This is a genomic window from Sinorhizobium sp. GQ132 (genome assembly GCF_059758575.1).
Map to the genome: position 1 here is coordinate 446659 of NZ_JCAXDX010000004.1, position 15590 is coordinate 462248.

General features: G+C 63.8%; 15 protein-coding genes. 3 read left to right on the forward strand and 12 right to left on the reverse strand.

What is annotated here, in order from left to right; all coding sequences use genetic code 11:
- Position 1 precedes the first annotated feature (1 nt).
- Positions 2-1630 (forward strand): ABC transporter ATP-binding protein, encoded by a 1629-nt coding sequence (locus tag AC6CIG_RS13810; protein WP_100670054.1) that lies wholly within the window; start codon positions 2-4, stop codon positions 1628-1630.
- 10 nt (positions 1631-1640) lie between these two features.
- On the forward strand, positions 1641-2600 hold the full coding sequence (locus AC6CIG_RS13815; RefSeq protein WP_127708753.1) for a 2-hydroxyacid dehydrogenase: 960 nt from the start codon (positions 1641-1643) through the stop codon (positions 2598-2600).
- A 118-nt stretch (positions 2601-2718) separates the two neighbouring features.
- Here the strand turns inward: AC6CIG_RS13815 and AC6CIG_RS13820 are convergent, their stop codons facing one another.
- The 3 genes from AC6CIG_RS13820 to AC6CIG_RS13830 form a co-directional block, all read right to left on the reverse strand.
- On the reverse strand, positions 2719-3573 hold the full coding sequence (locus AC6CIG_RS13820; protein WP_127708755.1) for a C40 family peptidase: 855 nt from the start codon (positions 3571-3573) through the stop codon (positions 2719-2721).
- Positions 3574-3581: 8 nt separating this feature from the next.
- A complete protein-coding gene (locus tag AC6CIG_RS13825) occupies positions 3582-3926 on the reverse strand; it encodes a MarR family transcriptional regulator (RefSeq protein WP_018093782.1) in 345 nt (114 codons plus the stop codon).
- Positions 3927-4014: 88 nt separating this feature from the next.
- Positions 4015-5406, reverse strand: a complete 1392-nt coding sequence (locus tag AC6CIG_RS13830; protein WP_127708757.1) for a leucyl aminopeptidase family protein — start codon at positions 5404-5406, stop codon at positions 4015-4017.
- A 131-nt stretch (positions 5407-5537) separates the two neighbouring features.
- Here AC6CIG_RS13830 and AC6CIG_RS13835 point away from each other — a divergent pair, with 131 nt between their 5' ends.
- Complete coding sequence (locus AC6CIG_RS13835; protein WP_127708759.1) at positions 5538-6362, forward strand: tetratricopeptide repeat protein; 825 nt, start codon at positions 5538-5540, stop codon at positions 6360-6362.
- Between the two features lie 212 nt (positions 6363-6574).
- Here AC6CIG_RS13835 and AC6CIG_RS13840 read toward each other — a convergent pair whose 3' ends face one another.
- The 9 genes from AC6CIG_RS13840 to AC6CIG_RS13880 form a co-directional block, all read right to left on the reverse strand.
- Positions 6575-7558: a type II secretion system F family protein gene (locus AC6CIG_RS13840; RefSeq protein ID WP_498322827.1), complete on the reverse strand. Its 984-nt coding sequence runs from the start codon at positions 7556-7558 to the stop codon at positions 6575-6577.
- 7 nt (positions 7559-7565) lie between these two features.
- Positions 7566-8576, reverse strand: a complete 1011-nt coding sequence (locus AC6CIG_RS13845; protein WP_127708763.1) for a type II secretion system F family protein — start codon at positions 8574-8576, stop codon at positions 7566-7568.
- A 48-nt stretch (positions 8577-8624) separates the two neighbouring features.
- The gene (locus AC6CIG_RS13850; protein WP_018093777.1) at positions 8625-10091 is read right to left on the reverse strand and encodes a TadA family conjugal transfer-associated ATPase; all 1467 of its coding nucleotides are present in this window, start codon (positions 10089-10091) and stop codon (positions 8625-8627) included.
- 62 nt (positions 10092-10153) lie between these two features.
- A complete protein-coding gene (locus tag AC6CIG_RS13855) occupies positions 10154-11440 on the reverse strand; it encodes a CpaE/TadZ family protein (RefSeq protein ID WP_018093776.1) in 1287 nt (428 codons plus the stop codon).
- 22 nt (positions 11441-11462) lie between these two features.
- On the reverse strand, positions 11463-12143 hold the full coding sequence (locus AC6CIG_RS13860) for a CpaD family pilus assembly protein (RefSeq protein ID WP_127708765.1): 681 nt from the start codon (positions 12141-12143) through the stop codon (positions 11463-11465).
- A gap of 55 nt (positions 12144-12198) precedes the next feature.
- Positions 12199-13734 carry a type II and III secretion system protein family protein gene (locus AC6CIG_RS13865; protein ID WP_127708767.1) on the reverse strand — a complete coding sequence of 512 codons (1536 nt, stop codon included), beginning with the start codon at positions 13732-13734 and terminating at the stop codon, positions 12199-12201.
- A gap of 13 nt (positions 13735-13747) precedes the next feature.
- Positions 13748-14557, reverse strand: a complete 810-nt coding sequence (gene cpaB, locus AC6CIG_RS13870; protein WP_127708769.1) for a Flp pilus assembly protein CpaB — start codon at positions 14555-14557, stop codon at positions 13748-13750.
- 127 nt (positions 14558-14684) lie between these two features.
- Positions 14685-15197 (reverse strand): A24 family peptidase, encoded by a 513-nt coding sequence (locus tag AC6CIG_RS13875; protein WP_127708866.1) that lies wholly within the window; start codon positions 15195-15197, stop codon positions 14685-14687.
- Between the two features lie 134 nt (positions 15198-15331).
- On the reverse strand, positions 15332-15520 hold the full coding sequence (locus tag AC6CIG_RS13880; protein ID WP_127708771.1) for a Flp family type IVb pilin: 189 nt from the start codon (positions 15518-15520) through the stop codon (positions 15332-15334).
- Positions 15521-15590: the final 70 nt, after the last annotated feature.

The window sequence follows — 15590 nt, forward strand, 5'->3', positions numbered from 1 at the left end:
GATGACAGATACCCTCCTTTCCGTGCGCGACCTCTCCGTCGCCTTCCACCAGGGCGGCGAAACCTCGCTTGCTGTCGACCGCATCTCCTTCGACATCAGGCGCGGCGAGACCGTGGCGCTGGTCGGAGAGTCCGGCTCAGGCAAATCCGTCTCCGCCAACTCGATCCTGAAGCTCCTGCCCTACCCCGCCGCAAGCCATCCGAGCGGCGAAATCCTCTTCAACGGGAAGGATCTCCTGAAGGCGAGCGACGACGAGCTCAGGCATGTCCGCGGCAACGACGTCACCATGATCTTCCAGGAGCCGATGACATCGCTCAATCCGCTGCACACGATCGAGCAGCAGATCGGCGAAATCCTGGAAATCCACCAGCAACTCAAGGGTGCGGCCGCCCGCGCGAGAACGCTGGAGCTCCTCGAGCAGGTCGGTATTCGCGAAGCGGAGAAGCGGCTCGGCGCCTACCCGCATCAGCTTTCGGGCGGCCAGCGCCAGCGCGTGATGATAGCCATGGCTCTCGCCAACCGGCCGGAGCTCTTGATCGCCGACGAGCCGACGACGGCGCTCGACGTCACGGTGCAGGCGCAGATCCTCGAGCTTTTGAAGTCGCTCAAGGACGAGCACGGCATGTCCATGCTGTTCATCACCCACGACCTCGGCATCGTCCGCAAGATCGCCGATCGGGTCTGCGTCATGACCAAGGGCAAGATCGTCGAGACCGGACCGACCGCCGAGATCTTCGCCAATCCGCAGCACGCCTATACCCGCCACCTGCTTGCCTCCGAGCCGCGGGGCGAACCGCCCCCCTCTGACGCCTCCAGGCCGATCGTGATCGAAGCCAAGGACATGAAAGTCTGGTTTCCCATCAAGGCGGGCTTCCTGCGCCGGGTGGTCGACCACGTCAAGGCGGTGGACGGCATCGACCTGACGCTCCGCGCCGGCCAGACGCTGGGCGTGGTCGGCGAGTCCGGTTCCGGCAAGACGACGCTCGGCCTTGCGCTGACGCGACTGATCTCGTCCAAGGGCCGCATCGCCTTCGTCGGGGAAGACATCGACGCCTACAGTTTCCGCGAGATGCGGCCGCTCAGAAACCGGATGCAGGTGGTGTTTCAGGACCCTTACGGATCGCTGAGCCCGCGCATGTCGATCGCCGATATTATCGGCGAGGGTTTGAAGATCCACGAGAAGGCGCTGACGGACGGCGAGCGCGATCAGCGCGTCGCCGCAGCACTGGAAGAGGTCGGCCTCGATCCCGCGACGCGCTGGCGCTATCCGCACGAATTTTCCGGCGGCCAGCGCCAGCGCATCGCGATCGCCCGGGCGATGGTGCTGAAACCTCAGTTCGTCATGCTCGACGAGCCGACCTCCGCCCTCGACATGAGCGTGCAGGCCCAGGTGGTCGATCTCCTGCGCGATCTCCAGCGCAAGCACAATCTCGCCTATCTCTTCATCAGCCATGACCTCAGGGTCGTGCGCGCGCTCGCCAACGAGGTGATCGTCATGCGGCTCGGCAAGGTCGTGGAACAGGGACCCGCCGAGCGCATCTTCGAGGCGCCGGCGGAAGATTATACCAAGGCGCTGATGGCCGCCGCCTTCAACCTCGAAGCGGTCAATCTCGCCGCCATTCATCAGTAGAGTTGCGTCCATGTCCGCCAGAAGCCCCGTAATCGTCGACCTGAAATTCATCCCCGAGGAGGTCGAAGCCGCCCTTGCGGGCGCCTTTCCCGGCCGCGAGGTGATCGATCTCGCCGACCCGGCGCATCAGGGGCGTGACCTCTCCGGCATCGACTATGCGGTGGTCTGGAAATCCGCGCCTGACCTCTTCTCCCGCGCCCCCGATCTCAAGGTGGTCTTTTCCGGCGGCGCCGGCGTCGACCACGTGCTGACGCTGCCGGGCCTGCCCGACGTGCCGCTGGTGCGCTTCGTCGACCGGACGCTGACGACGCGGATGAGCGAGTGGGTGGTGATGCAGTGCCTCCTGCATCTTCGCCAGCACCGCGCCTACGAGGCGCTGGCGAAGAAGCACGAATGGCGCGACCTCAGCCAGCCGGAAGCAGCCGACGTGACGGTCGGCATCATGGGCATGGGCGTGCTTGGCCAGGACTCCGCCCGCAAGCTCGCCGTGATGGGCTTCAAGGTGATCGGCTGGTCGCGAAGCAAACGGGTGGTCGAGGGTGTAGAGACCTACGACGCCGCCGGACTGGACGCATTTCTCGGCAGGACGGATTTTCTCGTCGGCCTGCTGCCGCTGACGCCGGATACGAAGGGTATCTTCAACGCCGCCCTCTTCGCCAAGCTCAGCCGGAAGGGGCCGTTCGGAGCGCCCGTTTTCATCAATGCCGGCCGTGGCGGCAGTCAGGTCGAGGCCGACATTCTGGACTGCCTCGATTCCGGTGTTCTCGGAGGCGCATCGCTCGACGTCTTCGAACAGGAGCCGCTCTCCCCGGAAAGCCGCTTCTGGGACATGCCGGATGTCTATGTGACGCCGCATGTCGCCGCTTCGTCCGACGTCAGGGCGCTCTTTGTGCATGTGGAGCACCAGATCGCGCGCTTCGAGCGCGGGCTGCCTCTGGAGCATGTGGTGGATAAGCTAGCCGGCTATTGATTGCGCGGAGCGCAGCGACCGCCCCTCACCCTCACCCCCTCTCCCCGCCTGCGGGGAGAAGGTGCCGGCAGGCAGATGAGGGGCGGCTGCGGCTCAAGAAAGCCGCAAAGTCCGGGGATCAGGGCCGCCGGTATCCCGTCGGCTGCGCGTAAAGCCACGCGATGCGCCGGATGGCATCTTCGAGACCTTCGCGCGCCACCGTCATCGTGTGTCCGTTGGCATGCACCAGGGTCTTCTCGTCTTCCATGATCGCCACATGGCCCTTCCAGAAGACGAGGTCGCCGCGCGTGAGATCTTCGCGCTCGATGGGGCGGCCGAGTCCGCTTGCCTGCATGTCGGAATCGCGCGGCGCATTGCGCCCCGCCATCTGCATCGCGAGTTGCACGAGGCCGGAACAGTCTATGCCGAAGCCGGAGCGGCCACCCCAGAGATAGGGCGTTTCGAGAAAGCGGGTCGCGATTGCGACATAATCATCCGTAAGCGCGCCGGTTGCAGGGATGCAGTGATCGGCGACGATTGCCAGCCCGCCATCCAGCAGAAAATAGCGCGTGCCGCGCGTCTCGGCCTCACCGGAGACGGCGATCCGGCTTCCCATGGAAAGGGCAAAGGCCTGGGGAAAGCGCAGATCCGCGCCGCGATAGACGAACGTCCTCGGCACCGCCACGAGGTGCGTCGCCGGCGCTTGCGGGGGCTGCACCACATCCTCCGGTACGTAGCCGACATAGCCGTCGAGGTCGGACTTCACCCACGCCCATCTGTCGGCGACGTCGAGCACGCGCACCGTCTCGCCATAGAGAAGCTCCGTATCGGTACCGCAGCCGGCCTCCGGCCTCGACCGCAGCGGCGTCACCGGCACGGATACGGCCGCCGACGTGCCTTCCACGAAGCGCTTTGCCTCGACCATGCCGCGCAGGCGTTCCTCCGCGAGATCCTCGCGATAGGCATTCAGGCGGCGGTCGAGGACCTCGGACATGGATAAGCTCACATTTTCCGGCCCTGATCGATGATCAGATCGCCGAACTTTTCAAGATAAAGCGCGCCCTCGACGGTGCGCTTGATGATGACGTTGCGCCTGTCGCGCTCGTCGCGAATCCGGTCGACGAGGCCGAGCGCACCCATGGTGTCGAGCGCGCGCGTGATCACCGGCTTCGTCACCCCGAGCGCCGCGGCGAGGCCGCGCACCGTATGGGGCGGCGGCACGAGATAAATCTGTAACAGGATCGCCATCTGGCGCAAGGTCAGATCGCGGCTGTCGACGCGCACCTGTTCGAGCGACACGGCATGCCAGAGCCCCAGCGCCTGAGAAGGGGTAAGTTCGACCGGCAAAGGAAACTCCTGCGTGGATCACCTGTCCGGGAGCATAGCCGGCGATCGTTACGCAAGCGTTTCTTTTGTGGCTCGATCGCGCGAACGGCTACCCCGCTATCCTGCCGATGTGATGGTAAAGCGCTCGGATCGCCTGAGCTTCACCGCCGATCGGCGAATGCGGGCGCTCGGACTGTGCCCAGCCGAAGATGTCGAAATGGACCCAGCTTTTCGCGTTCGTCACGAAACGCTTGAGGAACAGCGCCGCCGTGATCGAGCCGGCCATGCCGCCCGAGGGGGCGTTGGTGAGATCGGCGATGCGGGCGGAAACATCCTTGTCATAGCCCCTGTAGAGCGGCATCCGCCAGACCGGATCGTCCACGGCCAGGCTCGCTTCGGCAAGATCATGGGCGAGGTCATCGTCGTCGGTGAAGAAGGGCGGCAGGTCCGGCCCCAGCGCCACGCGGGCGGCGCCCGTCAGGGTCGCCATGTCGATGACGAGGTCCGTCTTCTCCTCGTCCGCATAGGCGAGAGCATCGGCGAGGATCAGCCGTCCCTCCGCGTCGGTGTTGTCGATCTGCACTGTCAGACCCTTGCGGCTCTTGTAGATGTCGCCGGGACGGAAGGCATTCGCCGAGATCGAATTCTCGACCACTGGAATGATCACGCGCAGATCCACCTTGAGCTTTGCATCCATGATCATCAGCGCAAGGCCCATGACGTTCGCAGCGCCGCCCATGTCCTTCTTCATGAGCAGCATCGAGGACGCCGGTTTGATGTCCAGCCCGCCGGTGTCGAAGCAGACGCCCTTGCCGACGAGCGTCACCTGCCGGTGGCCCTTCCTGCCCCAGCGCATTTCAAGCAGCCGCGGCGCTTCGGCGCTGGCGCGGCCGACCGTGTGGACGAGCGGGAAGTTCTCGGTCAGCAGGGCTTCGCCAGAAATCACCGATACGTCGGCCTTGTAATGGGCGGCCAGCGCCCGGAATGCGGTTTCCAGCGCTTCCGGTCCCATATCGTTGGTCGGCGTGTTGATCAGGTCGCGCGCCAGGAACACGCCGGCGAGTTGCCGCTTGATATCGGTCGCATCCGAATCGGCCGGAATGAGCAGCGTCGGCGCGTCCGTCTTCGAGGGTTTGTAGCGCTCGAAGCGGTAGGACCCGAGGCCGTAGCCGAGAGCCAGCCGATTGGCGGTGAGCGGCGCCGTTTCGATGTGCCATTTGCCGGCCGGGAGCGCCCGGGCGAGCTTGCCGGTCAGGAAGGGCGTGTCGGACGGGTTGGCGCCGAGCCCGAACAGCGCGCCTCCGAGATGACCATCGGCCGAGGGGATCAGCAGCACCGCGCCGGATTCCGCCTTGAAGCCGGCCTTCTTCGCCCAATCGAGCGCGATCGGATCGATGCTCCCCGTCTCTATATGCGCGGGCGTCACCGCAAAGATCGGCAGCGTCTTGCCGTTGCTGGTGTTGAACGGCGATGGCCGCTCGATGAACTGATAGGGAGCCATTGGAATCCTCGCTTGGCGGATGCGAACAGGTGCGATTAACGCTCCGTTAGGGTTAACAGATTATTGCTGGAGTGAAAGTTGCGCCGCTTTTGTCTGGAGTTCCGGTGCAGGACTGGATGGCTGGGGCTTCGATGACGATGCAATACACTTTCTCCTTATCCCTTTGCCGCCTCGCAACGGGGGTTGCCGTTGCGATGGTGGCGCTGTCGCTCTCCGCCTGCGCCGGACAACAGGGCAGGAAGGAGCTGACGACCGGATCTATCCCGAAGCTCACGAGGCCGGTGCAGTCGATGAACGCGACCGAACTCGCTGCCGCCGCCGAACGCATCGGCAAGGCCTATGAGCGCAATCCGAAGGATCGGGAGGCCGGGCTCAACTACGCCAATCTCCTGCGCATGACGGGCCGCAACGAACAGGCGCTTGCCGTCATGCAACAGGTGGCGATCTACCATCCGGCGGATCGCGAGGTGCTCGGAGCCTACGGCAAGGCCCAGGCCGCAGCGGGTCAGCTGGAACAGGCGCTCGCAACGATCAGCCGTGCCCAGACGCCGGACCGGCCCGACTGGAAGCTGAAATCCGCGGAAGGCGCCATCCTCGACCAGCTCGGCCGCTCCGCCGAGGCACGGCTGCGCTATCGCGAGGCTCTGGACCTCAAGCCCAACGAGCCTTCGGTCCTCTCCAATCTGGGCATGTCCTATTTGCTCTCGAAGGATCTGCGGACGGCCGAGACCTACCTCAAATCCGCGGCGAGCCAACCGGATGCCGGCAGCAGCGTGCGCCAGAACCTCGCGCTTGCCGTCGGCCTGCAGGGCCGCTTCCAGGAAGCGGAGGTCATCGCCCGCCAGGAACTGACAGCCGAGCAGGCGGAGGCCAATGTCGCCTATCTTCGCTCCATGCTGTCTCAGCAGGGCGCGTGGAAGCAGCTGGCAAAGGCGGATGCGGCGAAGGCGGATTGAAGCTTGACCGGCCGGCACCGCCACCTGCAAGGGTGGCGGCACGCGCCCCTCATCCCGCTGCCGCGACCTTCTCCCCGCAGGCGGGGAGAAGGGATATGCCGCCCTCTCCACTCCCCTCTCTCCACGGGGGAGAGGGGCTAGGGTGAGGCAGTACAGCCGGTAAAGGCGGCAGTCCCTTTCAAGGGCGGTTAAACCACCTTTGCCTTTCCATCCTAAAACTTGTCCGCCACCTGTATCCCGGCGGGGCCGAGGATGACGGCGACGAGGACCGGCAGGAAGAACAGGATCATCGGCACCGTCAGCTTCGGCGGCAGTGCGGCCGCCTTTTTCTCGGCGGCGGTCATGCGCTGGTCGCGGCTCTCCTGCGCCAGAACGCGCAGCGCCTGAGCGACGGGCGTGCCGTAGCGGTCGGCCTGGATCAGCGCCTGCGTCACCGATTTCACCTCATCGAGACCCGTGCGCATGCCGAGATTTTCGAGCGCGATGCGCCTTTCGGGCAGGAAGGAGAGTTCCGCGGTCGTCAGCACCAGTTCCTCCGCCAGCGGCTGCGACTGCACGGCTATCTCGTCGGCGACGCGGCGCATGGCGAGTTCCATCGAGACGCCGGACTCGACGCAGATGAGCAGGAGATCGAGCGCGTCCGGCCAGGCGCGGCGAATGGACTGCTGGCGCTTGGAGATCGCATTGGCGATGAAGATGTTCGGCGCGTAGAAGCCGACATAGGCGAATCCGATGGCGAAGGACACCCTGACCATGATCGGCTTATCGGCAAAATTTCCGAGCATGAAAATATAAAGAACCGCAACGGTCAGAAACAGGAACGGCAGGCAGAAGCGGGCGAAGAGGAAGGTGTTGAGCGCGTTCTGCGAGCGATAGCCGGCCGTCTTCAGGCGGTTGACGGTGTTGTCGTCCACCAGAGCCTTCCTGAGGTTCAGCCGCTCGACGATCTCCCGGACCGAGGTGTTGTGCTGTGCCCTGAGGCTTGCCCTGCCGGTGGTCGCCTCGGCATTGAGCCGGGCGCGCTCGCGGGCGCGAATCTGCTCCCGTTCGGTGGCGACCGACTTCATCCGCTTCGCGAGGTCTCCCCGTTCGAGCAAGGGCGCCACGAGCGAATAGAACGTGGCGAGCACGGCCATCGAGGCGAGCGCCGCGACGATGATGTTCAGATCGGTAAGCGTCTCTATCCAGCCGGCCACGGGATCCTCAGATGTCGAAGTTGATCATGTTGCGCATCATCCAGATGCCGATGCTCATCCAAACGGCGGAAGCGCCCATGATGATGTGGCCGCGCGGGTCGGTGAAGAGAATCATCATGTAGTCCGGCGAAGTCAGATAGACGAGACTTGCGACGATGAAGGGCAGCCCGCCGATGATGCAGGCGGACGCCTTGGCCTCCATCGACAGCGCGCTGACCTTCGCCTTCATCTTCCTGCGTTCGCGCAGGACCTTGGAGAGGTTGCCGAGCGCCTCGGACAGATTGCCACCCGCCTGCGCCTGAATGGCGATGACGATCGCGAAGAAGTTCACTTCCGGCAGCGGGATGCTGTGAATCATGCGGGCGCAGGCTTCGGGAACGTTGAGACCCACCTGCTGGGACTCGACGACACGGCGGAATTCGGTCCTGACCGGCTCCTGCCCGTCGCTCGCGATCAGCCGCAAGGCGTCGTTCAGCGGCAGCCCCGACTTGATCGACCGGACCATGACATCGAGCGAATTCGGAAACTCGTCGAGAAACTTTCTGCAACGGCGTTTGACCATCGAGCCGACGATCCACCGCGGCAGGCCGGCCGCGCCTATCAGGCCGACGCCTGCGGCAATGATCAGTCCGGCCCCTGCCAGGAGGACGACAAGGAAGGCGAGCAACCCGAAAAGCGCACTGAACAGATAGAACTGCGCGATCGATATCGAAAGACCGGCCTGCAGCAGGCGTTTCTTCATCGAAGGCGCCGCATTGGCGGATTTTTCCTGTTGCTTCTTCTCGAGGTCCTTCAGGGAATCCTGAACGGATTTGCGACGCTTCGACATCTCGTTGACGCGGTCGCGCGCCGCCTTGATCTTGGTGCGGTCCGTCTCCGAGGCGCTGACCCGGCGCAGGCGGCCTTCCGCCTTTTTCTCTGTCTCGATACGGGGATAGAGCACACCATAGGCGAGTGCTGCCGCCGCCAGGGCGACGAGGCCGGCCAATCCCAGGACGGTGATGTCTATGCCGAACATCGCTCGGTCTGTCCTTTACTCGGAGCGGCGGGACCGCAGCCGTTTCGCCTATTGCTTTTCCATCGCGTCGAGGGTCGCCGCGAGCCGCTTGTCCTCATTGAAGTAACGGGCCCGGTCCCAGAAATGCGGCCGGCCGATGCCGGTGGAGACGTGGCGGCCGACGATGCGGCCATTGGCGTCCTCCCCGTCGATCTCGTAGCGCATCAGGTCCTGGGTGATGATCACGTCGCCTTCCATGCCGGTGACTTCGGTGATGTGGGTGATCCGGCGCGATCCGTCACGCAGGCGCGAGGCCTGGATGATCACGTCCACCGAGCCGGAGATGATCTCGCGAACGGTCCTGGCCGGCAGGGTATAGCCACCCATGGCGATCATCGATTCCATGCGGCTCAGGCATTCGCGCGGGGTATTTGCGTGGATCGTTCCCATCGAACCGTCATGGCCGGTGTTCATCGCCTGCAGCAGGTCGAAGACTTCCGGGCCGCGCACTTCACCGACGATGATGCGCTCCGGGCGCATGCGCAGGCAGTTCTTCACGAGGTCGCGCATGGTGATCTCGCCCTCGCCCTCGATGTTCGGCGGGCGCGTCTCGAGCCGGACGACATGCGGCTGCTGCAGTTGCAATTCGGCGGAATCCTCGCAGGTAATGATCCGCTCGGTGCTGTCGATATAGCGCGTCAGGCAGTTGAGCAGCGTCGTCTTTCCGGAGCCGGTGCCGCCGGAAATGACGATGTTGCAGCGGACGCGGCCGATGATCTGCAGCAGGACGGCGGCCTCGGGCGTGATCGATCCGAAGCGCACCAGTTGCTCCAGCGTCAGCTTGTCCTTCTTGAACTTGCGGATGGTGAGCGCCGTACCGTCGATCGCGAGCGGCGGCGCGATGACGTTGACGCGTGACCCGTCCGGCAGGCGCGCATCGCAGATCGGGCTCGATTCGTCGACGCGGCGGCCTACTTGGCTGACGATGCGCTGGCAGATCGACAGCAGTTGCCCGTTGTCGCGGAACCGGATCTCCGATTCCTCGACCTTGCCGCCCACTTCGATGAAGGTTTGCCCGGCGCCGTTGACCATGATGTCGGCGATGTCGTCGCGCGCGAGCAATGGTTCCAGCGGTCCGTAGCCGAGCACGTCGTTGCAGATGTCGTCGAGCAGTTCCTCCTGCTCCGAGATCGACATCGCGAAGTTCTTGATGGTGATGATATCATTGACGATGTCGCGGATTTCCTCGCGGGCGCTCTCGATATCGAGCTTGGAGAGCTGCGACAGATCGATCGTATCGATCAGCGCGGAGAAGACCTGCGATTTCGTGTCGTAATAATCTTCCGCCCTCGGCGCTCGGCGCCGCTGAGGCGGCGCCGCCGCTTGCGGGCGGGATGGCGCAGCGATCGTTTCGCCGAGAACGGGCGCGGCGGCACGCTCCACCGGTACCAGCTGGACCGCGGGCATCGGGGGCGCAGGCGAGAAGCCGCGCGCACCACCCTTGCCAGAACCTTCATTTCCGCGTTTGCCAAACATCACTTCATTCCAGTTGCTTCATCGATCTCCGCCCCTTCGGGTGCGGGATCGGAAATAGTCCGCTACCGCCTGCCGAGCTTCGCCAGAACCTTGCCGAGGCCGCCCCGTCTGGCCTTCTTGACGGTGGTGCGCCCGGTCAAGAGGTGGGACAGCTGGGAGAAGGTCTCGGCGGCCGGCGACTTCCGGTCGATCTCCGCGATCATGCGTCCGCTGTTGGAGGCATTGCCGAAGAGGACCGCATCGAACGGAATGATCGCTGCGGCTTCGATCTCCAGCGACGCGCAGAACTCATCGGGAGCGATCTCCGGACGCTTGGGCACGCCCACCTGGTTGAGCACGAGATGCGGTGCCTTGTCGTTCGGCCTCAACTTCTTCAAGGCATCGAGCAAGTTCTTCGCGTTTCTGAGGCTTGCCAGGTCCGGGGCGGCGGTGATGACCACCTCGTCGGCCGCGGAAAGCACAGAGCGGGTCCAGTCGGTCCAGCCATGCGGCAGGTCCAGAACGGATACGGGCGCGCTGCGCTGAAGAACTTCCAGGATCGGCTGAAACGCACCCGTCTCGAAGTCATAGGCGCGGTCGAGCATGGAGGGGGCGGCGAGCAGCGACAGATGATCGGAGCATCTGGTCAGGAGCCGGTCGAGAAAGACCTCGTCCAGCCGATCCGGTGCGAATACGGCCTCGGCGATCCCCTGCGGGGGGTCCTGATCGAAATCGATATTGGCGGTTCCGTAAGGCAGATCGAGATCGGCAAGGATCGTCTCGGTCGAGAAAAGATTGGAAATGCCCCAGGCGCAATTATGGGCGATGACCGACGATCCGCAGCCGCCCTTCGCGCCGATGAAGGCAAGGCTGCGTCCGAGCGGCTCCGCCTCCGGATCCACGAAGATCGCCGAGACGGCGCTCAGCATATCCGCCATCCCGACCGGCGCGACCATATATTCGGAAATGCCGTTGCGGATCAGCTCGCGATAGAGAGCGATGTCGTTATGGCGGCCGATGACGATGACCTTGGTGCTCGGATCGCAGACCTCCGCGAGCGGCGCCAGCTCCGAAAGCAGCGAGCCGGTCTCGGCCGCGGTTTCGAGAATGATCAGATTGGGCGTCGAGACGCTGGTAAAAGTGGTCGCGGCGGCGGCGATGCCGCCACCGGTGATGCGAAGGCTGACCTTCGCCATACGGCGGTCTTGGCCGCAACGCTCCATGAGTCGCTGCACCGCTTCGCTTTCGCAGAAGGCGTGGATCGAGATGCGCGGCAGGGGCCGGAGCTGCTCGAGGTCGCCGGGGCGCGACCCGTCCGCGGGCCAATCGCCGGCAGCGCCGCTTTCGATCGTGTATTCAATCGCGTTCATCGCTTTTCCTTGAAGGCCCGTTTCAGTTGAAGACGATCGTGGTTCCGCCGTCGCCCTTTTCCGTGCCGCGCCAGCTGTCGATCACCTGGCCCCGCTGCTCGGCGTCGATCGGCGACATCTGGCGCGGGCCGACGAGATCCGTCGGATTGGCAATCTGAGCGGCGAGATTGGACTGGGTGGCACAGCCGAAATTGTAGTAGTTGCGGTTTTCCAGCGTGTTCAGCGCCAGATCTTCCGGCCACGCGCCGCAGGGTGCGGTCTGCGCAGTTATCGCGACATAGCTCAGGCGGATCGGTGCGGCATCGCCCGTCACGGAGGCGTCATAGGTGGTTTCGATCATCTTCTTCGGGGACACGCCGCCCGCTGCCAACACGCGACGAATATCCTTGCGGACGATCTGCGCGGCATGGCCGTTCACCGATCCGCGCGGCAGCATGATCTGGATGACGCCGCTCGACGCATTCCGATATTCGGCGGCAAAGCCGCGGATGACGTCGCGGGTCCCCTGAGTGAGCCGCGTGTCGCCCGAGGCGACGGGAATGTCGATCGTCCGCTCGCCCTCCGTCAGCACGATCGGGTGGCGGGTGCGGTAATCGTCCGGAAGAGCACCGGTCGCGAGCCTGTCTTTGTTGGTGCAGCCAGCCAGCAGCAGGCCGACGAGCGCGCCCAGGGCCAGGCGATACGGAAAGCGGTTCAGGGCCATCGGCGGCTGCCTTTCGGGACTGTTTCGAGCTGCGCTTCGCTTCTTCATGGCCGGCCTATTTGTAGATGAAGCCGACATTGCCGTGATAGCGGCCGGCCGGCGGCTGAGCCTCGGGGCGTCCATAGATCCGGTTGACGCGGCCGAGGAAAAAGCTTTCGAGATCGTTCGCCGGATTGAAGTTGTCGTCCGGGCGCGAGATCGCGCTGCGGGCAACCGGCCTGACGAGGTAGGGCGTGGCGATGATGACCAGTTCCGTCTCGCTGCGCTGGAAGTCCTTGCTGCGGAAGAGCGTGCCGAGGATCGGGATCTTCGAGGCGGCGGGCAGGCCCGACATCGCCTGGCGGATATTGTCCTGGACGAGGCCGGCGATCACGATCGAGCCGCCGGACGGCAGTTCGACGCTGGTCGAGGCCTCGCGCCGGCGGATGCCGAGGAAGGTGTTGCCGGGGATGCCGTTGGCGCCGTTGCCCGTCACGACCGATCCTTCATAGGTCGGCTCGGACACATCGGTCTCGATCTGCAGGCTGATGCGGCCGGGGCCGAGAACGACGGGCTTGAAATTCAGCCTGATGCCATATTCGACGTCATTGACTTCGCGGGCAACGACCGGATCTCCGGTGTCTTTGTCTTTCGACACTTCCTGCACGCCTGCGATCCGGAACTCGCCGCCGACATAGAACTTCGCCTCCTGTCCGGAAATGGCCGTGAGGCTCGGCTCGGCCAGGGTGCGCATCACGCCGGCCTGCTCCATCGCGTTGATGTAGCTCGAAATGGTGGTTGGCCCGATCGAGCCCTTTATGAGTGCGTTCGTACCGACGCCGATGGCGTCGCCCAGATTGGCCGGATTACGGAAGCTGATACCGCTTTCGCCGTCGGAGACGCGGCCGTTGAAGCCGAGCTGCTTCAGCACCTGCCGGCTGACCTCGGCGACGGTCACCTTCAGCGTCACCTGGTCGTCGCCCTCGATCGTCAGCAGATTGACGATCTGCGAGCTCTGGCGATCCTCGGCGAAGATATCGGCATCGCCGTTATTGCCCTGCGCGGTGATGTTGCGCGTGGTCGCCTCGCCGCCCTTCAGGAAGGCGCGTGCGAGATCGACGGCCCTGGTCGAGTCGAGCGGCGTGCGGACCGTGCCTGTCAGCACCACGTTGTCCGAAATGATTTCGACATTGATATCCGCATCGGGAATGAAGCGGCGAAGGTTCGCCTCCAAACCGGCAACGTCGCGCTCGACGGCGACCTCCAGGCTGACGATCTCCTCGCCGCCCGGGCCGAAGACGAAGATATTCGTCTGGCCGACGGACTTGCCGAAGAGATAGATGCGGCGCGAGGTGCGGGTGATCGCATCGGCGAGCGACGGGTCGGCGACGAGGATGTCGTGGGCGTCGCTCGGCAGGTCCACGACGACCGCCTTGTTGAGACCGAGATTGATGGTCTTGCGGGCGCCGGGGCCGCTGTCGACGATCCTCACCACCGAGGAGGAGGCGGCCTCGGCGGCCGGGAGGGTCGGCAGCGCCATACCCGAAAAGGTCAGGCAGAAGGAAAGGCCGGCTGCGACAGACGCCCGAAACTTTTTTACGATCGGTTTCACCTTGCGCCCCGCCTCACTTCTGGTTCTGGAGGGCCACACCGTCGCCCTTGACGATGGAGCCCGACTTGATGACCTGAATGCTCGGCCGGCCGTCGCCGTTGAGAAGGTAGTCGGCAGCCGTGGTATCCGGCTCTTGCGCGTCGGCGACGCTGCGCAGAGCCAGCGAGATGCGGTCCGCCATCTGCTGCGCGACCGTCATGACCTTCGATTGGTCCGGCGTCAGCTCCAGCGTCGCGGTCGTACCGACGACCGCTTTCGAGCCGTCTTCCTTCTCCTCGATCTGCTGGTCGATCGCCAGCACACGGACATTGCTCAGCACCGTTTCGGTCAGATAGAAATCGCCGTCGGACTTGCGCACCATGATCACGTCGACACGATCGTTCGGTAGGATGAAGCCGCCCGCCCCGGTCGCAACCGTGATCTCCGTGGCGACGGCGCGTTTTCCGGCGGGCAGCAGCGACGACATGATCCGGTTCGATGCGTCGGCGATCTTTTCCCGGCGGACCGGCTCGCCGGTGAAGATCGGCAGGCGGACGACGGCGCCGGCAAGATCTTCGACGGCGGCGGGACGGTTTTCCTCCGTTATCATGCCCTCGGCGACACCATCCTTCGGCCAGGCCTTCCAATGGATGGAATCGGCACCGAGGCGGGAGCCGACCGGCAGGCTTTTACCGGCGACCAGCACGTTGATGGTTGGTGCCTGCTCGATGACGGGTTCCGCCGTCTGCGGGGCGGGCGCGCGGGTGAGCTTCATCGCCAACAGCCCGGCCAAGGCAGCCGAGCCGACGGCCACCGCCAGAATGATAATGCGCACCGGTTTCATGATCGCCCCAAACCCCCAGGAATTGCCCGGGATCAGGTTGATCAGGAATTGGTGTAATTATGGTTAATGGAATGCTTATGCAGATGGTTAACGGAAGGCTACGCTCCAGCCTTGAGGTGGAGGCGTGTCAGGGAAGCTGCGCAAAGGCGGCCTGCATCAGGGGTGACGAGGGATAGGCAGCAAATCCGCCGCAAGCGATGGCGATGCCGTAGGGAATTTTTTTGGCCGTTAGCAGCAAGCGCGGAATTGGGATGCGAGCGCCAAGGATCAGGTCGTCTTGGCTGCGCAAGAACAGGACGACGAGCGTCAATAGACCGCCAAAGACAGAAACATACAAGATGAAGATGGTGAGCGATGGTGTAAAGCCGAACCAAACCGCACTTGCGGTGAGAAGTTTAACATCACCCCCGCCCATCACATTTGTGGCAAACAAGCAGAAGCACACTGCAAAGACGGCCGCCGCGGCGGCCATATGGAAGCAAACTTCGACGAAATCGAAGCCCGTCAGCAATGCAACCACTGGGAAAGTACTTAAAAGAATCACGGAAACGCGGTTCGGAATCGTCATGGTGAACAGGTCCGAGAACGCTGCAAATCCCAAGCAAAGTGGGAAGACGACGAAAATGGTAGCCTGTGTCACGATTTCTATGTTCCCGTCCTGTGAAGACGATGCTCTTGTTGGCAAATCCCAGAAAAGTTCTATTTGAAGCGAATGGATGGCAGAGCCGCCCAAGGGCGGCTCTTTCGTTTCAGACCTAAGCTACGATCCGGTGCTTATGGTGCAGTCTTGTTCACGGCCGTCGTCAGCTTCGTGCCGAGACCTTTGAAGGTGGTATCCAGGGAAGTTCCAAGCGTCGTCGCCCCGGTGATCAACGCCACCGAGATCAGAGCTGCGATCAGGCCGTATTCGATTGCGGTTGCGCCGGACTCATCCTTCATCAGGCGTGCAAAAATGGTCTTCATGACTATTCTCCTCAAACTTCACTTGTTGTTCAGCACGTCCGTCAAACTGTTGCCGTTGATCGGATACCCT